This window comes from Bdellovibrio sp. HM001, from assembly GCF_055397275.1.
The window spans coordinates 589,039-612,818 of record NZ_AP029174.1 but is presented as its reverse complement, the minus strand read 5'-3'; the positions used below and the strand labels follow the sequence as shown (position 1 = coordinate 612,818).

Here is a 23,780-nt window from a genome sequence, read left to right as displayed (position 1 = left end):
AATATTAATTCGTATTTGGACGAACTGTTCCGTGGTTGTACGTCAGTTTTTCCGGGAACTGTCTCTATATAAGACAGGCTCTGGCTGCAGGCTTTTCAACAAAAAAACCCCGAGGATTTCCTCGGGGTTTTTTCACTTTATCCTCTAAAAGTAAAGCTGGACTATTGTTTGACCAGCTTCAAAGTCATGCTGCGCTCTTCATTGGCGTTTTTAGCAAAGTGTTCGTTGGTCGCGCACTCTGCTGGATTGGAAAGATCCGCCACAAAGTTGTTTTCAACAGTCACAGACGCTGTTGTAGAACTTGTTTGCGTCAAGGTCATCTTGTCGATGTAAGTACCACCGCAAGTGATTGTGCCTGTGCGATCTGCATTTGGGAATGTGGAGTTAAAATGATGATTTTCCATCACAGTCCCTACGTTACCGATGATGAACAATTCCCCCAGCATGAACTGGTCCTGGGCTTTTTCCATCTGGAACAACACTTTGCCGGAAACGGAATCACGGCAACCGTCAAAGGACGTGTCAGAACACGTTCCGCTAGCGAACACACCTGCATCCGAACCCGGTCCTTGATAGTCCTTATCTGATGCCAGTTCATTGTTGTTTTCCCAGAAGACTCTGTAGCGTTTTTTACAAGTCGCCGCACCCCAATCAAAGTCAGGATTGTCGCCCCCGCTGCTCAAAGCGCCCATCACGCAATAAAGTTTACAGGCATCTTCACCCATGCCCCAGCCACCACCAGTGAAATCAACTTCACTGCAAAGTGTGGTGCCAGAAACAATTGCGCCGCCGCCTGTCTTCGTCGTTTTTCCACACACCGCCGTCATATTGTTTTGATGATCGGGATGCATTCTGACTTTAGCTTTCGTCGCCAAGGTCCCCAGCTTGTTGGTGTTGCTGATATCCATCGACACGCCACCAGTCATCGCACCAGCCCAGCCACCCGTCGCCGTCCAGCCACCATCCAAGGTGATACCTTCTTTGTCACCACAAGCCAGGCGAGCCGCCGCGTCTTTCCAAACTGACAAGCCCGTTTTTGTTGCGCCATCTTTTGTGGCTTGCAACTGTTTCAGATAAACGGAGGTTGGAATGTCATCTGCGCCTTGTGCCCCGTTACAGCTGGTCACCGGAATCCCGTTTTGATTTAAGGACGTTTCACAAGCGCCCGTGATGCTCCAAGTCCCCGTCGGATCATCCCAGACAACTGCCGGAGCAACCGATGAATTTTGAGTGATGTTTGCCACGGGAACAGACACCTTCGCATCCGTGATAGACAGATCTGTTGGAAGCTGAATGGCCGTTGCCCCTTGGTTGACGGCAAGACCGGATCCACCTGTGGCCCCAGTCATCCCGGCTTCGGCGGCCGTGAATTCAAAGTCTGCTACACGCTTTCCGGATTTAACCACCATACATCCAATGGGCTGTCCGGCACCGCCCGTGATGGACAATGAGAAACTGCCATCATCCGACAGCGCGCTGTGACCTGCGGTGAAGGGTTCAACCATCATGGCGCAAATCACTGTGTAGTCAGTGGCCGCAAATGTCGTGAAGTCGCCGTTTTTCGCCATGGGCTTTTTCAAGGACTGCAAACTTACGCCGGAAAATCCACCGCTGATCACAAGGGCGGCGCTGTCCGAAGGACTGTCTGAGGAACCTCCGCCACTGCATGCAGAAATCAAAAGTGCTGTTCCAGTCACCGCAGTCACCATTCCAGCCACCACTCTTACTCGAGAGCTTTTAAATAACATTCGCTTGTCCTTTCACTCTAAATGAGTCTTTATTTAAAGATAATTTCACATTAGCTTTATTCGCTCTGAAAGACTGACAAGGAACAATAAAGAATGGGAGTCCTTTGGACTCCGAACTAGACTGAAGTTTTCAAGATATAATAAAAGTGAACTTAGTTTTGTTGAGAAAACAAACGAAGGTCTGAGATGTTCTGGACATCGGTCAAAGCCATGAAAAGACGTTCCACACCCAAAGCAATCCCACCACTGGGCGGAAGTCCAGCCTCAAGACACTGGAAAAACTCCTCGTCCAAAGCGACGGCCTCTTTACCCATCAACACTTTCTTTTCAAGATCCTCTTCAGAACGCAATCGTTGAACCATAGGATCATTCAGCTCATGAAAGGCATTGCAAAGTTCAAGGCCCTTCCAGTAGGCCTCAAAGCGATCCCCCCAGCCATCTGCTGTCAGCCTTGCCAACGCGGCCTGATAGGGAGGATATTTTTCCACGAAAATCAATTCATCCGCAGGAAGCTGGGTTTCGATTTTATCCATGAAGATCAAAAAGAAATAATCATCGATACTTTCGGCGCTGCGAACATCAACACCGCATTTTTCAGCCAGCGCCTTCAGTTCGTCTTTGGAGGTCTCTGGTTTCAGTTCAAAACCGCAGTGAATTTTAAATAGCTCGGCCACCGTAAACGAGCGCACGGTTGTGGGAGCGGAAACGCCCAGAACTTTCGCCAACACCTGCACTAGCGAAATCATGTCTTCTTTGATGAGTTTCAGGTTCGCATAAGCCCGATACCATTCCAGCATCAGGAACTCGGGCTGATGGCGTTCCGTCACTTCGCCGTTACGAAAACACGGCGCCAGCTCAAAGATTTTCTCAGCCCCCAAAGCCAGGGCCTTTTTCAAGTGCAGTTCAGGACTTGTCGGCAAAAACAATTTTTGTTTTTTAGAGCCCACTTTCAGTTCGGTTGAAAACACATCCAAACTCGGCTCCGTTCCGGGGCACACAACAAGGCTTGGAGTTTTTAATTCCACGAAACCCTGGTCGACAAAAAAGGCCCGTAGAGCTTTCAAATAAAGCCCCCACCGCATCGTCATTTCTTTGTTCCAGGACCGATTCGGCAGCACCTGGCGTTGCGGCGCCAACAAGATCAGCTCTTGCGCAGAAATCACGGCGACCAAGTCACCTTCAATCAGGTGTTCGGAATAAGGCGGTGCTTTTTCAAATAGAATTTTATGTGTCTTTGAGTCGCGGTGAAGGGTCAGCTTTAATCCACCGTCTTCCCGCTCGATTTGATAAATGCGCCCGGCGGCCTGAGCATTGTCGGGCATTGCAGGATAGGGAGACCAAATCTGGGTTAGGTATTCATTTCGATTCAAAGCCCTGCCACTTTAGCGGCAAAGGCCCTGATCGCGCAAGGAATCAAGCTGGGACAAGATCGAATCCAGGTCATTGGCGCCATAAACGACATCTTCGTTCACTACGATACGGTGCTTCACCCAAGCTCCGTCGAAAAGACCTTCACTTTGCATCTGACAGCTGGGAGTTTCCAAGGTTGCCGCCTGAGCATTGAGGTGCACAACCATCATCATGAAACCTGTTGCTAACGCTGCTAGAAGTACTCTCATAATCTTTCCCCTCCCCTTGTTTGGCTGTAAGCCGGTTCCTTATGGCACCAGCAACCTCCTTGGTTTTATATAAAGCAAATGCCTTGCCAGAACATTTTGACCCCTTTTGCCACCCTCGCCCCCAGAGTACCAACCCACGAGACTTTTCATTCCGCGCCTTGAAAGGTTGTTTTTTGCCCCCTCTTCCGCTATGGAAGTGCTTAATTCCATTTAACTATTCAAAAAAGGACTGTGGATGCTTCACCTTGAAAGAACCATGAACTCCCTGAAAGGGGCGGCCGACTGGATCAGTTTGCGTCACGTGACTGAAAAAACCACCTTCCGCACCGTGCGCGATGAAAAACCCGATCGCAATCACATCTCGTTCGATCAAGGGATCATGGTCGAGGTTCTTGTGGACGGACACTTCGGCTTTGCTGGCACCAGTGACCTCAGTGAAAACGGTATCAAGCGCGCTTTGCACAAGGCCGTTTCCATCGCCAAAGCAGCCGCCTTGCACAAGGTTCATTCTTTCAGTGCCGAACACCGCCCGATGGCTGAAGGCAAATACAGCTCTCCGGTGGTAAAACCTCTGGATTCCTTCTCGGCCAAGGAAATTTCTGACATCTTCGTTGATGCCACTCGTGCCATGAAGGTGTCTGACAAGATCGTCAGTCGTTCAGCTACGGCCATGATTGTAGAAACCCACTTCCACACTGTGACTTCCAGTGGTTCAGACTTTGAACAGCGTTTTTCCATTGTCAGCACGGACTTCTCGGCCACGGCTGGAGCCGGGGGTGAAATGCAAACCCGCTCCGACAGTGGCGGTCTGGCCCGCTGTCTGCAAATCGGTGCGGAGGTCTTTGATCGCGCTTCTATTATCGACCGCTCCAAGAAGCTGGCCGATGAAGCTGTCGAACTGCTTTCTGCTGAAAACTGCCCGGATACGTCCATGGACTTGCTGCTGGCACCAGACCAGATGACTTTGCAGGTGCATGAATCCATCGGGCACCCACTGGAATACGATCGTATCCTGGGCGATGAAAGAAACTATGCCGGCTGGAGCTTCGTAAAGCCTGAAGACTTCGGAAAACTTCAATACGGTTCCAAGCTGATGAACGTGACTTTCGATCCGACGGTGTCCGATGCCATGGCTTCTTACGCCTTTGATGATTCCGGTCACAAAGCAACCAAAGAGTTTTTGATTCACGATGGTTTGCTAGTCCGCGGCCTGGGAGGGCTTGAATCCCAATCCCGTCTGAACCTGCCGGGTGTTGCCAACTTCCGCTCATCTTCTTGGAATCGTGCGCCGATTGATCGCATGGCGAATATCAATCTGGAGCCCGGCACTTCCAAGCTGGAAGACATGATTGCTTCCGTTGAACGTGGCGTGTTCATGCAAGCTAACAAATCCTGGTCCATTGATGACTATCGCAACAAATTCCAGTTCGGCTGCGAATACGGGAAGTTGATCGAAAACGGTCAGCTGACCAAGACTGTGAAAAACCCAAACTATCGCGGCACGACTGTGAAGTTCTGGAACAGCCTGAAAGCCGTCAGCGAAGTGCGTGAGACCTTTGGATCTCCGTTCTGCGGAAAAGGTGAACCAAATCAGGTCATTCGCGTGGGTCACACCAATCCTTATTGCCTGTTCTCTAACGTTGAAGTCTTCGGAGCCTAGAGGAGTCGCCCATGAATTTTACTGAAAAAACAAAACTTGCCTTCAACGCCGTGGCGGACCATCTTCTGGGAAATCTAAAATCCAATGAGCAGGCTTTGGTGAATCTTCATGCCGAAGAATCCCTGTTCGTTCGTTTCAACGGCAACAAAGTCCGTCAGAACACCCACGTCGAGCAGCGCTCTTTAAGTCTGCAACTGCAAAAGAATAAAAAAACCGCCAACATCACTTTTTCCATCACTGGTGAAGCGGATGAAGACAAAAAACGCGCGGACTTCTGGTTGGAACAAGCCCGTCAGGAATGTGATCTTCTGCCTGAAGATCCGTATCAGGTTCCCATCACCAACAACGGCACCAGCGACAGCACTTTCAAAGGCGCGCTATTGACCGACGAAGACGTGGTCAAAGCCATCACCACGCCGGCAGCAGGAACCGACCTTGCGGGGCTTTATTGTGCAGGACCGATCATTTCTGCCAATAAAAACTCTCAAGGCCAAAGTCACTGGTTCGCGACAGAGAACTTCTTCGTGGACTATTCCCTTTACTTGGGTGAAAAGGCCGTGAAGTCCATCTATGCCGGAACCAACTGGGACCAGAAGGCCTTTGAGGAAAATCTGGCACAAGCCAAAAACCAGCTCAGTCTGATGGATCGTCCTAAAAAAGTTCTGCAGCCGGGAGCTTACCGCACGTATCTGGCTCCGGGGGCTGTGGCGGAACTGTCCACAATGTTTGCCTGGGGAGCCTTGAGTTTTAATGCCTACAAACAAGGGGCCAGCGCCCTGCAACGTCTGGCTGACAAGGAGCGCACCCTTTCACCTTTGTTCAGCTTGCGTGAAAACTTCGCCATGGGGCTGACTCATCAGTACAACTCTTTGGGGGAACTGGCGCCGGAGAAACTGGATCTAATCAAAGAAGGACAACTGCAAAGCTTCCTGATCAGCAGCCGTTCAGCCAAAGAATATGGTGTCACCAGCAACGCCGGTGACACTGGTGAAGGTCCACGGGCGATGGAGATCCTTCCTGGCACACTGAAAAAGAACGAGATCCTGAAAGAACTGGGCACCGGTCTGTATCTGTCGAACCTGCACTATCTGAACTGGTCGGATCGTCTGAACGCCCGTATTACAGGAATGACCCGCTATGCCTGCTTCTGGGTGGAAAACGGGGAAATCGTGGCTCCGATCGCGGATCTGCGATTTGACGAGTCTCTTTTTGATTGTTTAGGTGCGAACCTTCTGGCTGTGACCGACTTCCAGGACATTGACCCTCAGGTTTCCACTTATGAGAGCCGCGCTTTAGGTGGCAAAAAAATTCCGGGCATGCTAATCAAGGACTTTAAATTCACTCTTTAAGGGGCGACATGGTTACTTATATTGTTCATATCTCTGTCAGACACGAAGTTTACACTGAGTACGTTGAGTGGCTCAAAAACGAACACATCAATGAAGTACTTGCTCTACCTGGCTTCATAAAGGCCGAACTTTGCTTGAGAAAAGGCGGCAGCATGGAAGCCTCCAGCAAAGACGTTAAGATCGTCTACACACTAAAAGACGAAGACGCGATGAAGACTTACATGACTGAATACGCAATGGGATTGCGTGAAAAGGGACTTGAGAAGTTCCCGGGCCAGTTCTCGGCCCACCGTGAAGTCTGGTTGGAAACAATTAATTTTACGTCAAAATAGGCTTGAGGGACTAGGAAATCCCCCGGGCGCAGTGTATGTTGGGAATGTAAACAAAGGAGACCGTTGTGGCATCTGCAGCTTTCCAAAAAATTCTTGAGAATCTTTCTGGTAACAAAAACATCCAAAACCTTCTTGAAAGCTTCCAAAAGCTAAGCGACGAAATCAAAAAGAAAGAAGCGGAACTAAAAGGCCGTTTTGATCAGGAAAAAGAAGACAAGATCGAACTTGCCTGGAAGAAATACCAGGAGATCGTAAAAGCTCTTTCTGTTTCTGAAGCAAAATTGGAAAAAGAAGTGAACAGCACTATTTCCAAAATCAAAAAGTCTGCTGATGACCTGGAAAAGAACATTCAGGCTTACAAGAAAAAAGCCATCGTTCAAAAAACGAAGCTTGAAAAAACTTTGTTCAAAAAACAAACGACGAAAAAAGCTTCTTCCAAAAAAGCAGCTCCTAAAGCAAAAGCTGCTACGACAAAGAAAGCGACTGCTAAAAAAGCTGTGGCTCGCAAAACCACCAAGAAAGTCGCGAAGAAAAAATAGTCTTCTGACTTTTCATAACTTTAAAAAGGGAAGGCCAAAACCTTCCCTTTTTTTATTTTCAGATCCAGGCACCTTCACTCGCTTCCCCACAAGACCCAACGCACTTGCTGTCGGCTCTGTTGCCAGGGGGTTTTGACCAATGATCTTTCTGTATATACTGGCGCAAGACACAGAAAGAGGTCGAGCCCCAAGTCTTGTTCCACGATAACCTGTGGACAGCTCTTCTTTCGCCCTGAGAGCATAAATATGTTTGAACGTTTTTCGAGGGGGAAATTATTATGAAACACCTATTACTTTCTTTGACCGTTTTGCTGTCTGGAGCTGCGGCGCAAGCCCAGGATTTATTCTGCAATCTGAAGGTTAACAACGACGTGATCGTAGACACGAAGGTGTCAACGATTGAAGGTAAAAACGTGACCTTTGGAAATTATGGAAGCTACCAGGCCAGCGTGCGCAACCTGGGGTCGTCTAAGTTCTATATCGAAATCTATGAAACCAACGTCTCTCGCACCTATGCGGACGGTGTTCTAAGAACTGAGGAAGACGAGATCAAGTGGACTCTGTGGAGCCGCGAGATCCTTATGGAAGCGTCCTGCCGTCTGGCGATCTAAGGTCCTTTCACGGCAAGGGTGACAGTTTTGGGCTCACCCCCACCCCCCTTGCACTGCCATTTCAAATATAAGCCATCCTCAAAAAGGCAGGGTCCTTGCTGTCTTTCAGAGGATGGTTAAGAAGTTATTATTCTTTAGTTTGTTCGTCCTTCAGCTTCTGGTCACCCCGGCCTGGGCGGACTCTTATGACTATGCTCGCATCTTCGATGTCACCTTCAAAGCCATGACCCAAAAAGACCTGTACAAGGCCCTGAATGAATCTGTCCTGCAGCAGAAAAAGCCACTGACACAGAGTCAGCTTGTCTTCCTGCTGAAAAGGAACCCCGAATACATCCGTATTCTTGAACAGACTGTCAACCGCCTGAAGGATTCCCAGGCAGAATCCCCGGAGTCCTATGCACAGGCTTTGAGTGAAATCAAAGTTCAACTGAAAGCCGTCGTACAGACACCGGCCTTTGCGGCTCAATTGGCCGCCTATGAAAGTCCGTCTCACCCCCTGACGATGGATCTTCCCGGTGGAGCCCCCGGGTTTCGCTCCATGCGCCTGTTCGTCAACCATCCTCGTCTGAAAGATGCAACAGATCCAAAAAGCCGTGTTCTGCCCGGGGAGGATCTGCGCAAAGTGGTGGTCGACTTTATTCGCGGGGCAGAGCAGGAAATCTGGTACAACGTTTTTGATTTTGACCTGAAAGTCATTGCGGAAGCTTTGAAAAACCAGCATCTCAAAAAAGGAGTGAAGGTCACCGGAGGTATTGATGCCGGAACCATCAACGTCCGCCCTGAAGTCAAAGCCATCTTTGATGATCTGGCGACCTTGGAAAGTGACACCTTTAAAACAGTGGCCGTTCGTTCGGTCGGGTTGAACCACCAAAAAATCATTCTGCGCGATCCCTTCGGCCCCAAGGCGGCCGTCCTGTTCCTGTCCGGAAATTTCACGCAAAGCTGTATCGGACCGGAAGGAGATCTGGTGGATCTTCCCAAAGAAAAACGCACCGAGTACTCTATCCCCAATGCCAATCACGCCTTGCTGATTCTGGGTTCTTTGCCGGCTCAGGCGACTAAGGCCGAACTGAAAAAAACCCTTGAACACAAAATCCGCGGTCAAAGCCAGTACCCGATCAGTGGCAGTTACAAAATTTTTGGCGAAAAACTTAAAGCCGATGAAGAGGCGCCCTACATCATTCTGTCCTTCTCCCCGAATGGCGGCGAAGGGGACGTGAACAAAAGCATTTATGTTCCCTTGATTCAAAATACCAAAGGCTCCATTGAAGCAGTGCACTTCGCATTTTCTTCAAAACAGATTCAGAATGCGTTGTTGGAACGCGCCACCCGCGACATGCAGGAAAAAGGTCATTTTGATTTCCGCTCTGTGGGTGACACTCCGTTTGCCCTGCGGGAGTGGAGTGCCTTCCTGTTGCTGTCCGGCCTGAAAAAAGATCTGCCTTCCGGCAAGTATCTGACCGACGGCGAAGCCCCGATCCTGCAGGCCCTGGGCGCTGCGGGAGTCACCGACTTGCAGAATAAAATCAGAACCGCTCCGGCGATTTATGGGGAACGTCATTTCCGTTTGGAGGATGGCAGTGCTGTGAAGACCACATCGAAAATTCATCACAAGGTTTTCATTTTCCCTGAGGACTCTTTGGCGGTTCTGGGAACCTCTTTCAATCCCAGCGAAAACGCCGAAAATAATAATGAGCAAATCGTGATTGTGAAGGACGCCAACATTGTTCGCCAGGCCCGAGGTCTGTTCGGATATCTGTATAAGAACTCCGCTCGGTCGGTCACGGCCGAAGCCAACCGCCGTAATTTGAAGGCCTTGCCAACCCCGGACGAGACTGTGGGCGGTGAGCCCAGCGAGCGGGATCAATAGAAGCTGACAGACTGATGCGTTTTTGTTAATTATCACCCTATGAGATTTCTGCGTAGCTCCCTTAAATACTTTGCCTTCTTTGTGCTGGGTCTGTTGACCTGTGCCTTCGTGGGCCTTGGGGCTATTACCTACTATGCCGTCGATTATCTGACGCAGAATCCTTCGGCCCCCCCGACCCAGAAAAAACCTTACCCGGTTGCCAAAGCCTCGCTGACACCCGAGATAAAAACCTCTAAGACCTCCACCGCCGACGATCTCATTCCCGAATCCTCCAAAGAAAACTTCCGCAGCGCCTTTAACACCAGCCGCTCTTTCTTGGAAACCAGCGCGCAGATGTCCAGTCTGCTAGGAAAACTGGATAAGCTCTCCATGCCCCCCCTGTGTCCGTCACTGTGCGACGCCAGCGCCATGGACAAAGAACAACTGAAAGCAGACGGAGTGGCCTATCTTGAAAGGTATTTACGCACTGAAGGGACTCGCGCCCTGCAAGACCCCGAGTTCCGCCTGCTCACCGACAATATTGGTCGCATCTATCACCTGATCGCTCCCGCACAGAAAATTATGGCAAAGATAGATCGTCTGAAAGCTCAGCAGGAAAAACCCGATGGCGCCAGCACCACGGACAAGCTTCTGATCACAGCTGAAATTCAAGGCATACTTATTTCTGATTTCTACAGCTTCGCGAATCACGTCGAACGACTCAAAGAGGACGGCGGCAAAATGAAGCTTATTCGCGATCTGCGCCGCGCCTGCCACAGAGGCAAGTCTGTAAAACAGCTCATATCAGAGTGCGACTCAATACTGTCCCAGCAATAATTCACATTGATATCTATTGATTGAATCTAAGATTCAAATGAATTACCTATAGGAGCCTATGGGAAAAGGCCTTTCGCGTTCACAAGTTTTCTTTATGACCCTGACCTGCATTCTGGTCGTGGGCAACCTTTACTACAACCAGCCCCTGCTGGGAATTCTGGCGCGCGAATATGGTGTGACCGAAGCCAAGGTGGCTTTGGTTCCGGCCTTCACCTTGATTGGCTATGCCTTGGGCATCTTGTTCCTGGTGCCGATGGGTGACATGATCGAGCGCCGCAAACTGATTCAAGGCGGTATGACGGCTGCAGGTCTGTTGGCGGTGACATTGCCTTTCAGTCCTTCGCTGGGCGTGTTCTGTGCGATCAGTTGCGTGATGGGTTTCTTCAACGTGTCCCAATCCATTCTGATCCCCTTTGCAGCAAATCTGGCCAAACCTGAAGAGCGCGGGAAAGTCGTCGGCATCGTTCTTTCCGGCATTCTGATCGGCTCTTTGATGGCGCGCACCCTGGCGGGGTTTATTGCCCAGTACTTCGGCTGGAAGACCGTTTTCATTTTTGCCGGCTCTGTCAGTCTGATTCTTTCCGTCGTCAGTCAGTTTGTCCTGCCGCGCTCCCAGCCGACGTTTAAGGGAACCTACAAAGAACTGATGGCATCCACCGCCCGCTTATTCAGAGAACTTCCCACCATCCGTGAAGCCGCTGTCATGGGTGCTATTTTGTTTGGAACCTTCTCGGCCTTCTGGACAACTTTGACCTTCCTGCTGGAAGCGGCTCCTTTTAACTTTGAACCAAAAACCATCGGCCTGTTCGGTGCACTGGGGATGATCGGAGCTTTGGCCGCCCCTCTGGCCGGGCGCTATGCCGACAAAAAAGGGGCTGCAGCCACCATCCGCATGGGACTTTACAGTGCGATGGCCGCCTTTGGTTTGTTGGCCCTTTCCTCTCAAGTGGTGATTGGAATTGTCCTGGGCGTTCTGCTTTTGGATCTGGGCATTCAGGTGGCCCATATCTCAAACCAATCCCGGATTTTCAACTTTGCCCCGGAAGCCCATTCCCGACTGAATACGATCTATATCTTCTTCTACTTTGTCGGAGGAAGCCTCGGATCTTATATCGGCTCAGCTCTTTGGAGCTGGGGTCAATGGCCTGCCGTCAGTCTGGGCGGCCTCGGCTTTTGCCTGATTGCCACGCTGATCTTCATGCGTGGGCAAAAAATCCGGGCAAGCTCTGCGAAAATGGCCTAAAATAACCTCATTTCGCCTTGCATTAGCACTTCTTCCCCACACTTCAACGACGCGGCCACGCAGCAAAAATGTTATCTGACGAAGTGGCCGGGGGTGTGCTAGTCTCGGGGCGTCTATTTTAGAGGTGCTCATGAAAATTGCAGATCTTTCTTCCAAGAACGAATTTATTCCCCGTCATATTGGTCCAACAGATTCCGACATTCACGAGATGTTGAAGACTCTGGGCTTCAACTCTTTGGACCAAATGGCTGACAAAGTTATTCCTTCGCAAATCCGCACAACTCACAAATACGAAGACGTGGGTTCTGGTATTTCCGAATACGCGCTTTTGAATCATCTGAAGCAGATGGTTTCCAAGAACAAAGTTTTCAAAAGCTACATCGGCATGGGTTACCACGACACCATCACCCCGACTGTGATTCAAAGAAACATCTTTGAAAACCCAGTGTGGTACACCGCCTACACCCCTTATCAGCCGGAAATTTCCCAAGGCCGCTTGGAAGCTCTGTTGAACTTCCAAACCATGATCGCGGATCTAAATGGCATGGAAATCGCCAATGCTTCTTTGCTGGATGAAGGGACTGCCGCTGCGGAAGCCATGTTCATGGCCCATTCCCTTTGCAAAAACAAAGCAAATGCCTTCGTGGTTTCCCCGGACATGCACCCGCATGTGATTGAAGTTCTGGGCACACGTGCCGAGCCTCTGGGCTTTGAGATGATCATCGCAGACCCGGCGAAATATGATTTCGCCAAACCTGTCTTCGGTGTGTTCTTCCAGTATCCGAACACCCATGGAAAAGTGGAAGACTACTCTGCCATTGCCAAAAAATACAAAGATCATGGCGCCTTGGTTACGGCTTCCACGGACCTGTTGGCAATGACCCTGTTGACACCTCCGGGGGAATGGGGCGCTGACATGGTGGTTGGTAACTCTCAACGCTTTGGTGTGCCGATGGGCTTCGGTGGTCCTCACGCTGGTTACTTGGCGACGAAAGATGCTTACAAACGCTTGATGCCAGGCCGCCTGGTGGGGGTCAGCGTGGATTCTCAAGGCAAACCTGCATTGCGTCTGGCTTTGCAAACTCGCGAACAGCACATCCGCCGCGAAAAAGCGACATCCAATATCTGTACAGCGCAGGTGCTTCTGGCGAACATGGCTTCCATGTACGCTGTTTATCATGGTCCACAAGGGCTTAAGAAAATCGCGTTGCGTGTGCAGCGCCTGACCGCGATTCTGGCAGAAGGTTTGAAAAAGCTGGGCCATAACGTGGCTGACGGCGCCTTCTTTGACACTCTGACTGTGACCACCGACAAAGCAGCGGCCATCATCGCACAAGCTGAAAAGATGCAGATGAACTTCCGCAACTTCGGCGACAACAAGCTGGGCATTTCCTTGAACGAAACAACTTCTTTGGAAGATGTGGAAATGATCTGGGCGGCGTTCAACCTTGGCAACATGGCCGGTTTCACCGCCTTGTCCATCGATGAAGCGCTGGGTGATGTGACGATGCCAGCGGCGTTGACTCGCTCCACGGCGTACATGACTCATTCCGTGTTTAATTCTCACCACAGTGAGACTGAGATCCTTCGTTACATCCACCATCTGCAGAACAAGGATCTGACCCTGACTCATTCCATGATCCCACTGGGCTCCTGCACGATGAAGCTCAATGCAACAACGGAACTGGTTCCTGTTTCCTGGCCGGAAATCAGCAAGCTGCACCCGTTCGCTCCGACAGCGCAAGCGACCGGTCTGATCGAGATGATCCATGACCTTGAGAAAAAACTTTGTGACATCACCGGCTTTGCGGCTGTGAGCTTGCAACCAAATGCCGGCTCTCAAGGCGAATACGCCGGACTTTTGGTGATCCGTAAATACCACCAGTCCCGTGGTCAGGGGCACCGTAACATCTGCTTGATCCCATCCTCCGCACACGGAACCAATCCGGCCTCTGCGGCTTTGGTGAACATGCAGGTTGTAGTGGTGGCCTGCGATGACCAGGGTAACGTCGACGTGGCAGACCTGAAACTGAAGGCTGAACAACACAAAGACAATCTGGCAGCATTGATGATCACTTATCCTTCCACACACGGTGTGTTTGAAGAAGGTATCGTGGAAATCTGCAAAATCATCCACGACAACGGTGGTCAGGTTTATATGGATGGCGCCAACATGAATGCTTTGGTTGGTATGTGCCGACCTGGCGTGTTTGGTCCGGACGTTTCCCACATGAATTTGCACAAAACCTTCTCCATCCCTCACGGGGGTGGCGGTCCGGGCGTGGGTCCAATCGGTGTGGCAGCACACTTGGCTCCGTTCCTGCCAAAACATTCCATGGTTCCTGAAGCCGGTCCGAAAGAGGGTATTTCTGCGGTGACGTCTGCTCCTTGGGGTAGCGCCAGCATTCTGCCGATCTCGTGGGCTTACATCACGATGATGGGCGCGGAAGGCCTGCGCAAAGCCACTTTGGTCAGCATCCTGAGCGCAAACTACATCGCGAAAAAACTGGAGCCGCACTACCCTGTTCTTTACAAAGGTAAAAATGGCCTGGTGGCGCACGAATGTATCGTGGATGTGCGTGAGATCAAGAAAACATCCGGCATCGACGTGACAGACGTTGCAAAACGTCTGATGGACTTCGGCTTCCATGCTCCGACCATGAGCTTCCCGGTGGCGGGCACCCTGATGATCGAGCCGACTGAATCCGAATCCAAAAAAGAGCTGGATCGCTTCATTGATTCCATGGTGACCATCCGCAAGGAAATCAGCGCAATTGAATCCGGAAAGATGGACAAGGAAAACAACGCTCTTAAAAATGCCCCGCACACTGCACAGATGCTGATGAAACCGGAATGGAATCATCCGTATTCTCGCGAAGAAGCCGTTTACCCGGTTGAATGGCTGCGCGCGAACAAGTTCTGGCCGGTCGTGGGCCGTGTGGACAACGCTTACGGCGATCGCAACCTGGTTTGCTCCTGCCCAAGCATTGAAGAGTACACGTAACGAATGAAGCGTGTTCTTCTGATCCGTTTAGACAAAATCGGCGACCTGATCTGCACCATGTGTGTAGATCAGGTTTCTTTTTTAAAGGACTGGGATCAGCAGTGGGTTATCGCCAAAGGATTGGGGTTTGTCCCCGACCACGCCGACCCCCGCCGGAAGTACATCGAGCTTTCCAAAGAAGACTCTAAAGAGTCCCTACAAAAACTTCGCGCTTTTCTGAAAGAATACAAACCCGACGTGGCCGTGAGCTTCCAAGCCCCCTGGTGGGTCAGCTTTGCCCTTTGGGCGGAAGGTGTGCCGGTTCGTGCCGGTGTGCGCTCGCAGTGGCACAGCTTTTTGTTCCTGAATAAGGGCCTGCGCCAGCGCCGCAGTCTGGCGGTGAAACACGAAGCCGAATACAACCTGGATGTTCTTAAGCATGCATTGAACAACACCAGTGCGGACACGGCCCCTGTCTTAAAACTTCAAGGCCCGACAAATCCTGACCTCCTGGCAAAACATCAACTGACTGCCAATGGCTATGTCGTGGTTCATCCAGGTATGGCCGGGTCAGCGCTGAACTGGCCAATTGCCAACTACATCGAGTTCATCAAACAAGTCAGCCCCCGCACCCAAGTTGTTCTGACAGGCACGGCGGCGGATGAAAAGTGGCTGACCGATATCAAAGCCACTTTCAAAAATGACCCTAACGTGATTTGCCTGCAGGGCCTTCTAAAGGCCTCAGAATTGTTCACCGTACTTAAAAACTCCAAGGCCGTGGTTGTGCCCAGCACGGGTGTCGCTCACATGGCAGCGTCTTTGGGTGCGGTGGTTTTGGGTATCTATCCGCATGTGCGGGTGCAAAAGCCTGTCCGTTGGGCAGCCCGCGGGCCTCATGTTCATATTTTTGAAGCCCCGACACTGAACCCGGACGGCAGCCACTGCGATGGCACCCGCTGTGAAGAATTTCACTGTATGGAGAAAATCACGGTGGAACAATTGCTTCACACCCTGTCCTCGCTTTAGAATACCGGCATGCAAAGAGAATTCAGTTTTCCCGCTTCATTTGAAGAATCCATTGACCGTGCTCTGGCGACTTACAAACTGTCGCTGAAGGACTCCAAGGCCTTGGCAAAATGTGTGCTGACTCTTTCTGATTACTTTATCACCAAGCCCGACAGTCCAACACCCTGGAATGAATCCTGGGCTCAGGTGGCCTATCTTTGCTACTATCTGCCGCTGAATTCCACGCGTCTGAATGGGATTTTCGCAGAAGCCGACAAAAGAAGCTTCTTCCAGGGTCTTGAACGGGTGATTGATTTCGGCGCAGGACTGGCAACGGCTTCGATCACTTTGAATGAACGACATAAGTTCAGCTATCAGTTGATTGAGCGCGCCTCTGAACCTCAGCAGATTATTGAAAAGCACTTCCCTCAATTTCCACCTCAGGACTGGCAGCGCACCTTCAGCTCCGCTCGCATGAAAGATGGGAATAAGACTTTAGCATTGTTCTCGTATTCCCTGACCGAACTCAGTGACCTGCCCGATTGGGCTTATCAGTGCGAAGCCTTGATGTTGGTGGAACCTTCCACCCAGCAGGACGGTCGCAAACTGTTACAACTTCGCCAAAAGCTTCTGGAAAAAGGTTATCATGTCTGGGCCCCGTGCACCCATGAAGGGCCATGCCCGCTACTGACCCAATCCAAAACCGACTGGTGTCATGATCGAGTGCACTTCAAAGTCCCGCAGTGGTTCCTGAATCTGGAAGCCGAACTTCCGATGAAGAATCGGACCTTAACCATGAGCTATCTTCTGATGCGAAAAACCCGCCCGACGGCCATTGCAGCCGCTAGGGTTGTCGGCGATCGATTGAAGGAAAAAGGCAAGGATCGCCAGATGATCTGTCGTGGTTCTGATCGCGAGTTTTTGGCCTGGATGCACAAGAACAAGATGGAACAGGAAATTCCTCGTGGTGTTCTTATTGAACTGCCAGAGAATCTACAGAAAGTTTCCAACGAACTTCGCGTCAGTCAGGAAATCACCATCTTGTAAGTCGCTTTTGCTGCCCAGAAGCTTTTTCCATTCACCGGATCGACGCAAACGCTGAATTTCACCTTCCAGCCACTTTTGCAGATTTTTATCCGCATCTCTGGATAAAAGAAACTTCCGCTCAAACTTCTCTACCGAGCGGTCGGAAATATAAATATCCTGACCCAGTTTCAAATCCTGAATCAGATAATCCGCCACCAGACGACCGGTGATCACAAAATCAATGCGTCCCCGGGCAAGCATTTGCAGGCCGTTACTTAAGGAGTTTGTCGTCTGGGAATCCACTTCCCCCGCGTGCTGCAACTTGCTGACGGTTTCTATGCTATGACCTGTGACGACAGTGGTCTTCAAATGCTTCAGGGATTCCATACCACGATAGTCCAATGGTTTTTTACGCGAAGACAGGACCAGGTTTTCATCATCCATCATGGCCGAAGTCCAAAAGAATTTCTTTTCATCCGTGTCTTCAAACCACTTCGGTGCCACCAAGGGAACGACCACAACCCCGTTTTTTTCCAATACTTTCAACAGACGTGCCCGGGGCAGAACCGTCACTTTAAATTCATACTTCCCCAGGGATCGGGCCGTCAGCAAAGATGCCAACTCAAACACCAGTCCCGTTTCTTTCTTCTGATCCACAATAAATGGAGGAGTATCATAAGGCGATATCATCTCGACGACTTGTTTAGCGAAAGCCTTTGTGGAAACTGCCAGAACAATTATTGTGATCCAAAGCAGACGCATAATTAACAGCTCCTTCGCCTGTATATCCATTGTAGCACAGTCATAGAGGCCCCATTGATCTAATTTGAAACATGAAAATTACTGGCACGTCATAACATGGACCTTAAAGATACATGCAAACAAGCCGATATATATTTGTAACGGGGTTTTACTTTGAATACATGGAGCGTAATGGGAAAATTCATTGTATGGATTTGCGTCAGTGCCTGGATTGCTGGTTGCACGATTAAGACCAGTGTTCACAACGGCGAACTCAAGGCTTCCCTGCAAGGCGCAGAGTCCCCGGCCTACTATACCAACAAGTCCCCGGTCAAAGTCCGGATTCAGTTCAACCGACCTCCGGATGTTGTGCACGCTGATCAATTCCAAGCTCAGAATGCCACGATCTCTGGTATTACCCGCCTCACAGGAACTGAGTATATAATTGAGTTAGTTCCAGATCATCAGGGACTGATCCGAATGCAATTGCCATCCGGCATAGCCGTTGGAAGCCGGGGTGAGAAATCCGAGCCCTCTGAAATCTTTGAAATTCACTTCGATGACATTCTGCCCACGATCGATACCGCCACTGTTCTGCCTGGTGCCGTCAGCTCGGTGGCTCGCCCCTCCGTTGCCGGCACAACAGAGCCCAAGGCCATTGTGACTTTATTTAATTCCATCACCTGCAGTGGTGATATTCTGGCAAACACCACGGCAGATGCCACCAGCGGAAATTATTCCTTCGAACTGGGACAAGCCCTGACGGCGGAAGGCTCCTATGCCTGGAGCCTTCTGACTGAAGATGCTGCAGGAAACACCTATTGCTATCCTTACCCGTTGGCTTACACTTTGGATCAGACAGCTCCGTCCACGCCTGCCATCTCCTTGGTTCACGGGACTATTTCCGACAATCCGGTTGCTGTGGATCTGGGCTCCTGTGCAGATGACAACCAGAATCCTGATTCTTATTATCAGGTGATTTTCACTCAAGACAGCTCGACTCCGCCAGCCCTGGACGATCCCGCATGGATGACCTGCACCGCCGGGACTAATCATTTCACACTTTCTGGTGCTGATGGCGCCCATACCATCATCTTGTGGGCCCGCGACGAGGCAGGGAATCTGACTGCGAGCAATACCATCCATCTGACTTTGGATACGGCAATCCCCAGCCTGAATTTACCGGCGACGATCAGTCTGGATCGCAACAGTGCCAGCACCGAACTTTTTGCTGATGCTTTGGTTGATTCAGACGAGGAAGGTGCTGGAACTTACAGTCTGGCGACAGCCGATGCCCCTCGATGTTCAGACTTCGGAAGTGTGTCGATTGATGCCGCAACGGGAGCTTTGACCTACGCCCCGACGACTCATTACTTCAATCGCTACAGCGGAGCCGACTATCATGGTGGCCCCTGCAACATCAAAGTGCAGTTTGCCGATCAAGTTCTGCCTGCACCTCACACCGTCACTGCCGATGTGGCCGTGACAGTGAATTTCGTTAACGAGCCGGTCCAGATCACCGTCTGGCCAGGCACCAACGGAACCACGTTGGAAAAATGTGGTAACAAGTGCTTTGCAAATTCCATCTTTGATCTGGCCTTTACCGTGTCCCCGGGCGGCAATGCAACCTTCCCGGACCCACAGCCTTTGACTTGTGCAGGCTCCACTGCCGATGCATATTACGTGGATATCGCCAATTGCGGAGTCTCTGGCACCACGGGGACGTTGGCGGTGCAGATGGGCACGGCTCACGCGTCTTCTAGTGATGGCACTATGATCACCTTCACAGCCAGCGATGGGATCGGCACGGACTCAAAAACTTTCAGCCTGCATGTAGACAACTATGTGATGAGCATGTATCCAGCCCTGGCCGTCAGCAAACAGCTTTCATGTATTTTGTGTCACGCTAACATTCAGGCCGATATCGTCACTGATTTCGGCGTCTCTCAAGCCAACTATGGCAATGCCTCGGACATTTTGGGTGTGGCCAACCTGGCTGGTTCATACATCTATCACAACGACAACAGTGTGATTGATTTCCTGGTCACGGGCTCAATCTATATGCCGAACATCACAGTGACCGACAAAAACTTTATCAAACAAACTTCCGGTAATCCGAACTCAGGTCCGCTCAACCTGCGAAACTTCCTGCAAAACAGCTGGAATCAGTACAGCCCCATCACCGACAGTCAGGGCACCATCCTGATGGATGGCGATGGTTTTATGCAAGTAAACCCCACCCCGGTGGCCAAGGCCCCTCAACTGATTCCTCCGAAAGTTCAAGGAGGACTGCAACTGAAGTCCTCGATCACGATCCGGGCCCCTTCCGATGCAGAGGTCTTGGCGCTGGACAGTTCTTTAAGCGCCGGAACAACGGCCTTTGTCTATAAAGGCCCGAACTCCAAACCGGGTTTAAGCGGTCTGCAAATTCATGACTTCGGTTATGGATCGTTTGTGCGCAACAATGGCACGATCATCTGTCATGGAAGTATTATCATCAGCGGAACTTTGTATTTGAATAATCCCGACATCCAAACCGATGACGTCGGCTGTTCTATTTATGTTGCAGGTAATGTCTTTATCGAAACCAATCGCGGCACTGCGATTCAGTACGTGGGGGGCGCAGCTTCGCCGACTTTACAAATCACAAGTTCGCGCAATATCCATATGGGTATTGGATTGTACGACATCCGCTTTATCCGCCGAAGTTTGAATAATTTTGAAGACGCCCAGAAGATCGTCAACGCCGCCAATCCGGGAGGTCTTCGCGACGCCGCAGAAGGCGCTCTGACCATCAAATCCAACAATGATGCCGGAGCATGGGAATGGATGCGCTGTCCACTGCGCCCTGAACATGCCCAGTATCTGGATGCTCACTATATTTCCAATGGAAACTATTCCGCTTGCGATCCTGGTGTCGATCCATGGAAGTGTGGCATGGCCAAAGAATTGTTTGATGATTGGACCGGGCCGGTGACGGGTTATGATCATGTCTTGGACGTCAAGGTCATCAACCAATCCGGCACTTTGGTTAACCCCATCGTGGCCTATGAAAACTTGTGCCGCTGGAACGGCTATCAGATGTCGAACTATGCTGCCCACTCGTGGCAGTGGTCAGGATACTGGGGAGAACAACCCGATCGTGTGGGCGCTCCGACGATCAATGCCACCCGCGTTTCAACGGTTTTTGATCACATTCGCATCAACGCGCAGAACGTGCACAGCCGCTATTATGGAGAATTCCGCGGATCCGTGATCGCCCCCTGGGCTCTGTTCGCGGTCGGAAATCTGGTCTTTAAATACGACACTCGCTTAAACAATGTCGTACCTTACCCCCGCCTCATGGTCCCCAATCCCATCTTCGATGTACAGTAATCGGCCCGGCCGAGCAGTGCTTCCCGCCAGGGGCCGTGCTGGAGCGCCGGCAGGCGCGCAAGCTGAAGCAGCTCCCCAGAAAATAAAAAACCGAGAGCTTTTGGGCTCTCGGTTCCTAGTCGAATTTAACTTTTGAATTCCGAAGCTACTCAGTCACGTAGCCAGAAACAGGGATCAAGGACACAGAGATCTGATAAGTCTTGCCTTGCACAACCCCAGCATCCAGGAATTGCGCCAGCTCACGACGGAAGCCTTTGATTTTTTCTTTAGCTTCAGCCAAACGCGCTTCATCCACATTGATTGTGATCGTGGAATGTTCACGTTCTTCACTTGGCATTTTCTCCAGAAGACGTTCCAACTTGCGTTTCATCTTCTTTTCACGGCTGATTTCGCCGAAACGCTGAAGTTCATCCGGAGTCAGGTTCAAACGCTCCCCGAACATACGGATGGTTCTCATTGTCACAGTACGTTTGCCGTTCAGGATTTTGGACAAGAAAGACGAGTCCACTTCCAAATGACGAGCAAACGCACGCAAAGAGTAACGGGGATAGTTTTGGCTACGGCGAGCCAATTCATCTTCAAGAAACTGTCTAAAATCTGAGTTTTTATTTACGTCCTGCATGAGGACACAATTATTTGCAGGGCCCCTGATAATCAATATTTTGTTCACAGTCTTACAGACATTTAATCTAGCTATTCGAGGCGCGTCATAAGGCCCGCGAACATTACAGAATTTTATCGAATATCAACAACTTACGATTTCGACCGCGCTCTTCGACGGAAAGCATTTCCGAGGCCCTCATGAAGTCGTTCGCCAGGGTTTTTTGCAATAAATCAGACAGCATCTGTTCGTCTCTTTGTGGACCCAATATCAGTCTGTCAGCGCTAAGAAGTCCCTTTTCCCGCAAAGTCTGCACAATTTTTAGAATCGTGTGAGCCCCCACTCCGGTAATGACCACCGTGCCTGACACAGACTGCCGCAGATCCTCCCCGGGCCGAGAGTGAAAAGCGGCCTGCGTAACAGCGTCTTCGCGGAAATATTCTGCCAAAAAACGAGCCTCCAGCTGTTCTACGATGTGCGGCACCTGATCCACGAAATGAACCTCGGAAAAAAGCCCGCTTTCATAGGCATTCAACCCCAGATATCCGTGGTCGCAGCAGAAGTCCCAGACGGGCTTTCCGGGCAAAAGGTGATCGTAGATAAGCTGCATGCGGCGAGAGAGTTTGAACATCGGGTCGCAAGATAGAATCCTCATTGACTGAATGTCACGGGGAAAGGGATATTCATGCGCATGAAAAAGACTCCATTAGCAGAAACACACGAGAAGCTCGGCGGCCGCATGGTCGATTTCGCCGGTTGGTATATGCCTGTTCAGTACGTGGGTGTGCGTGAAGAGCACAACAACGTGCGCACGAACGTAGGCCTGTTTGACGTTTCCCACATGGGGGAAATTCGCGTTAAAGGCCCCAAAGCCCTGGAAACCCTGGAATGGCTGACGACCAACGACGTGGCAAAACTGAATGTCGGAGAGGCTCAATATTCTTTGCTGCCGAATGATCAGGGCGGCCTGGTGGACGATATTATCGTTTATTGCCTGGAAAAGGATGCCGATTACCTGGTTTGCGTGAATGCCTCCAACAAAGACAAAGACTTTGCCTGGATGACCAAACACAATAAAGGCGCGGATATCACCGATGAATCCGACCGCTGGGGTCAGATCGCCATCCAAGGTCCAAAAGCTCTGGAGCTTTGCGACCGTGTATTCGACATCAAAGTCAGTGAAATGAAACCTTTCACTTTGAAGTCCGGCCAGTTCAAAAATCACAAGATCATGATCGCCACAACTGGTTACACCGGCGAAAAAGGCTGCGAAGTCTTTATCGAAGCCGCAGGAACTGTGGATCTGTGGATGACTTTGCTAGAAACCGGCAAAGACCTGGGCGTGATGAGCATCGGTTTGGGGGCCCGTGACACCCTCAGAACTGAAATGAAGTATTCTCTTTACGGCCACGAAATTGATGACACGACGAATCCCTACGAAGCAGGCCTAGGCTGGGTGATTAAACCTGCCAAAAAGGACTTCTTCAATAAAGCCCAGATTGTGGGCAAAAAAGAAGCCGGCTTAAGCCGAAATCTTGTGGGATTTAAGATGCTTGAGAAGGGCATCCCTCGTCAGGGCTACAGCCTGTTTTCTTTTGACAACAAAGAAATCGGCAGGGTAACTAGTGGTACTCACTCCCCGACCCTGGATGAACCTATCGGTATCGCTTTTATCGATGTAGCTTACGCAAAAGAAGGAACAGAGTTCCTTCTGGACATCCGCGGTCGCAAAGTGAAAGCCGTGGTTTGCAAAACACCGTTTGTAACGAAATAAGGAGCCAGACATGGGATATCACATTCCTGAAGACTATTATTACACTAAAGAACACGAATGGGCTCAGGTTGATGAGAACATCGTTACTGTAGGTATCACTGAATTTGCTCAGGATTCCTTGGGCGAAGTCGTTTACGTGGAGCTTCCAGAAGAAGGTCAAAAGATCACTCAAGGCCAAACTTTCGGCGTTATTGAGTCCGTTAAAGCGGTGAGTGACCTTTATGCCCCTGTTTCCGGCACGGTTATCGAAGTGAACTCATCTCTTAGCGATGACCCGTCTGTTTTGAACGACGACCCAGTGAATGAAGGCTGGTTGGTTCGTATCGAAATGGATACCGAAAAAGAGCTCGCAAACCTTATGAGAGCTCCAGACTACAAAAAATTGATCAGCGAGAAATAAGCTGAGTTGAGGCCAAGCGGACGTTTTTTTGAAATTTCCGCTTGCAATCTGACTCTGAAGTAAGCTATCAATAGTGCTTCCTTAAGCC

General features: G+C 50.5%; 20 protein-coding genes. 14 read left to right on the top strand and 6 right to left on the bottom strand.

Translation table 11 applies throughout. The features are described from left to right. Positions 1-161 precede the first annotated feature (161 nt). The 3 genes from ACZ5ZZ_RS03000 to ACZ5ZZ_RS02990 form a co-directional block, all read right to left on the bottom strand. Entirely contained in the window at positions 162-1,748 is a 1,587-nt protein-coding gene (locus ACZ5ZZ_RS03000) for a hypothetical protein (protein WP_464141177.1), read from the bottom strand. A gap of 152 nt (positions 1,749-1,900) precedes the next feature. Continuing rightward, complete coding sequence (epmA, locus tag ACZ5ZZ_RS02995) at positions 1,901-3,070, bottom strand: EF-P lysine aminoacylase EpmA (protein ID WP_464141175.1); 1,170 nt, start codon at positions 3,068-3,070, stop codon at positions 1,901-1,903. Between the two features lie 60 nt (positions 3,071-3,130). Then, positions 3,131-3,367 carry a hypothetical protein gene (locus tag ACZ5ZZ_RS02990; protein ID WP_464120121.1) on the bottom strand — a complete coding sequence of 79 codons (237 nt, stop codon included), beginning with the start codon at positions 3,365-3,367 and terminating at the stop codon, positions 3,131-3,133. A 235-nt stretch (positions 3,368-3,602) separates the two neighbouring features. Here ACZ5ZZ_RS02990 and ACZ5ZZ_RS02985 point away from each other — a divergent pair, with 235 nt between their 5' ends. The 11 genes from ACZ5ZZ_RS02985 (at position 3,603) to ACZ5ZZ_RS02935 (ending at position 16,822) form a co-directional block, all read left to right on the top strand. Then, positions 3,603-5,027: a TldD/PmbA family protein gene (locus ACZ5ZZ_RS02985; RefSeq protein ID WP_464141173.1), complete on the top strand. Its 1,425-nt coding sequence runs from the start codon at positions 3,603-3,605 to the stop codon at positions 5,025-5,027. Positions 5,028-5,038: 11 nt separating this feature from the next. Then, positions 5,039-6,376, top strand: coding sequence for a TldD/PmbA family protein (locus ACZ5ZZ_RS02980; RefSeq protein ID WP_464133316.1), 1,338 nt, complete (start codon positions 5,039-5,041; stop codon positions 6,374-6,376). Positions 6,377-6,384: 8 nt separating this feature from the next. Next, a complete protein-coding gene (locus tag ACZ5ZZ_RS02975) occupies positions 6,385-6,708 on the top strand; it encodes a DUF4286 family protein (RefSeq protein WP_464120118.1) in 324 nt (107 codons plus the stop codon). A 65-nt stretch (positions 6,709-6,773) separates the two neighbouring features. Then, positions 6,774-7,247, top strand: a complete 474-nt coding sequence (locus tag ACZ5ZZ_RS02970) for an actin-binding protein (RefSeq protein WP_464120117.1) — start codon at positions 6,774-6,776, stop codon at positions 7,245-7,247. 278 nt (positions 7,248-7,525) lie between these two features. Beyond that, positions 7,526-7,858: a hypothetical protein gene (locus ACZ5ZZ_RS02965; RefSeq protein WP_464141172.1), complete on the top strand. Its 333-nt coding sequence runs from the start codon at positions 7,526-7,528 to the stop codon at positions 7,856-7,858. A 112-nt stretch (positions 7,859-7,970) separates the two neighbouring features. Further along, a complete protein-coding gene (locus ACZ5ZZ_RS02960) occupies positions 7,971-9,728 on the top strand; it encodes a phospholipase D-like domain-containing protein (protein WP_464141171.1) in 1,758 nt (585 codons plus the stop codon). A gap of 39 nt (positions 9,729-9,767) precedes the next feature. Beyond that, a complete protein-coding gene (locus ACZ5ZZ_RS02955; RefSeq protein WP_464141169.1) occupies positions 9,768-10,544 on the top strand; it encodes a hypothetical protein in 777 nt (258 codons plus the stop codon). Positions 10,545-10,602: 58 nt separating this feature from the next. Beyond that, positions 10,603-11,787, top strand: coding sequence for an MFS transporter (locus ACZ5ZZ_RS02950; protein WP_464120113.1), 1,185 nt, complete (start codon positions 10,603-10,605; stop codon positions 11,785-11,787). A gap of 130 nt (positions 11,788-11,917) precedes the next feature. Further along, positions 11,918-14,791 carry an aminomethyl-transferring glycine dehydrogenase gene (gene gcvP / locus ACZ5ZZ_RS02945; RefSeq protein ID WP_464141167.1) on the top strand — a complete coding sequence of 958 codons (2,874 nt, stop codon included), beginning with the start codon at positions 11,918-11,920 and terminating at the stop codon, positions 14,789-14,791. 3 nt (positions 14,792-14,794) lie between these two features. Beyond that, entirely contained in the window at positions 14,795-15,796 is a 1,002-nt protein-coding gene (locus ACZ5ZZ_RS02940; RefSeq protein ID WP_464141165.1) for a glycosyltransferase family 9 protein, read from the top strand. A gap of 9 nt (positions 15,797-15,805) precedes the next feature. After that, complete coding sequence (locus ACZ5ZZ_RS02935) at positions 15,806-16,822, top strand: small ribosomal subunit Rsm22 family protein (protein ID WP_464141163.1); 1,017 nt, start codon at positions 15,806-15,808, stop codon at positions 16,820-16,822. Here the strand turns inward: ACZ5ZZ_RS02935 and ACZ5ZZ_RS02930 are convergent. Continuing rightward, complete coding sequence (locus ACZ5ZZ_RS02930; RefSeq protein ID WP_464141161.1) at positions 16,769-17,563, bottom strand: substrate-binding periplasmic protein; 795 nt, start codon at positions 17,561-17,563, stop codon at positions 16,769-16,771. The genes ACZ5ZZ_RS02935 and ACZ5ZZ_RS02930 overlap by 54 nt on opposite strands. 171 nt (positions 17,564-17,734) lie before the next feature. Between ACZ5ZZ_RS02930 and ACZ5ZZ_RS02925 the strand changes: the two genes are divergently transcribed. Continuing rightward, positions 17,735-20,917 carry an Ig-like domain-containing protein gene (locus ACZ5ZZ_RS02925; RefSeq protein ID WP_464141159.1) on the top strand — a complete coding sequence of 1,061 codons (3,183 nt, stop codon included), beginning with the start codon at positions 17,735-17,737 and terminating at the stop codon, positions 20,915-20,917. Between the two features lie 145 nt (positions 20,918-21,062). Here ACZ5ZZ_RS02925 and ACZ5ZZ_RS02920 read toward each other — a convergent pair whose 3' ends face one another. Both ACZ5ZZ_RS02920 and ACZ5ZZ_RS02915 read right to left on the bottom strand, forming a co-directional pair. After that, entirely contained in the window at positions 21,063-21,488 is a 426-nt protein-coding gene (locus ACZ5ZZ_RS02920) for a DUF4423 domain-containing protein (protein ID WP_464120107.1), read from the bottom strand. A 154-nt stretch (positions 21,489-21,642) separates the two neighbouring features. Next, a complete protein-coding gene (locus ACZ5ZZ_RS02915; protein WP_464141157.1) occupies positions 21,643-22,173 on the bottom strand; it encodes an SAM-dependent methyltransferase in 531 nt (176 codons plus the stop codon). 36 nt (positions 22,174-22,209) lie between these two features. On the opposite strand from ACZ5ZZ_RS02915, the gene gcvT reads away from it, so the two are divergent. After that, positions 22,210-23,292, top strand: a complete 1,083-nt coding sequence (gene gcvT, locus ACZ5ZZ_RS02910) for a glycine cleavage system aminomethyltransferase GcvT (protein WP_464141155.1) — start codon at positions 22,210-22,212, stop codon at positions 23,290-23,292. Positions 23,293-23,302: 10 nt separating this feature from the next. Beyond that, a complete protein-coding gene (gcvH, locus tag ACZ5ZZ_RS02905; RefSeq protein WP_464120104.1) occupies positions 23,303-23,692 on the top strand; it encodes a glycine cleavage system protein GcvH in 390 nt (129 codons plus the stop codon). The last annotated feature ends 88 nt before the right edge of the window (positions 23,693-23,780 follow it).

What these genes read in the sequence shown, in the direction of transcription:
- ACZ5ZZ_RS02950 (WP_464120113.1), top strand. Translation starts at nt 10,603, where the DNA reads ATGGGAAAAGGCCTTTCGCGTTCACAAGTTTTCTTTATGACCCTGACC.
- ACZ5ZZ_RS02965 (WP_464141172.1), top strand. Translation starts at nt 7,526, where the DNA reads ATGAAACACCTATTACTTTCTTTGACCGTTTTGCTGTCTGGAGCTGCG.
- epmA (WP_464141175.1), bottom strand. Translation starts at nt 3,070, where the DNA reads ATGCCCGACAATGCTCAGGCCGCCGGGCGCATTTATCAAATCGAGCGG.
- gcvT (WP_464141155.1), top strand. Translation starts at nt 22,210, where the DNA reads ATGAAAAAGACTCCATTAGCAGAAACACACGAGAAGCTCGGCGGCCGC.
- ACZ5ZZ_RS02975 (WP_464120118.1), top strand. Translation starts at nt 6,385, where the DNA reads ATGGTTACTTATATTGTTCATATCTCTGTCAGACACGAAGTTTACACT.
- ACZ5ZZ_RS03000 (WP_464141177.1), bottom strand. Translation starts at nt 1,748, where the DNA reads ATGTTATTTAAAAGCTCTCGAGTAAGAGTGGTGGCTGGAATGGTGACT.
- ACZ5ZZ_RS02930 (WP_464141161.1), bottom strand. Translation starts at nt 17,563, where the DNA reads ATGCGTCTGCTTTGGATCACAATAATTGTTCTGGCAGTTTCCACAAAG.
- gcvH (WP_464120104.1), top strand. Translation starts at nt 23,303, where the DNA reads ATGGGATATCACATTCCTGAAGACTATTATTACACTAAAGAACACGAA.
- ACZ5ZZ_RS02915 (WP_464141157.1), bottom strand. Translation starts at nt 22,173, where the DNA reads ATGAGGATTCTATCTTGCGACCCGATGTTCAAACTCTCTCGCCGCATG.
- ACZ5ZZ_RS02960 (WP_464141171.1), top strand. Translation starts at nt 7,971, where the DNA reads ATGGTTAAGAAGTTATTATTCTTTAGTTTGTTCGTCCTTCAGCTTCTG.
- ACZ5ZZ_RS02940 (WP_464141165.1), top strand. Translation starts at nt 14,795, where the DNA reads ATGAAGCGTGTTCTTCTGATCCGTTTAGACAAAATCGGCGACCTGATC.
- ACZ5ZZ_RS02990 (WP_464120121.1), bottom strand. Translation starts at nt 3,367, where the DNA reads ATGAGAGTACTTCTAGCAGCGTTAGCAACAGGTTTCATGATGATGGTT.
- gcvP (WP_464141167.1), top strand. Translation starts at nt 11,918, where the DNA reads ATGAAAATTGCAGATCTTTCTTCCAAGAACGAATTTATTCCCCGTCAT.
- ACZ5ZZ_RS02980 (WP_464133316.1), top strand. Translation starts at nt 5,039, where the DNA reads ATGAATTTTACTGAAAAAACAAAACTTGCCTTCAACGCCGTGGCGGAC.
- ACZ5ZZ_RS02955 (WP_464141169.1), top strand. Translation starts at nt 9,768, where the DNA reads ATGAGATTTCTGCGTAGCTCCCTTAAATACTTTGCCTTCTTTGTGCTG.
- ACZ5ZZ_RS02925 (WP_464141159.1), top strand. Translation starts at nt 17,735, where the DNA reads ATGGGAAAATTCATTGTATGGATTTGCGTCAGTGCCTGGATTGCTGGT.
- ACZ5ZZ_RS02935 (WP_464141163.1), top strand. Translation starts at nt 15,806, where the DNA reads ATGCAAAGAGAATTCAGTTTTCCCGCTTCATTTGAAGAATCCATTGAC.
- ACZ5ZZ_RS02985 (WP_464141173.1), top strand. Translation starts at nt 3,603, where the DNA reads ATGCTTCACCTTGAAAGAACCATGAACTCCCTGAAAGGGGCGGCCGAC.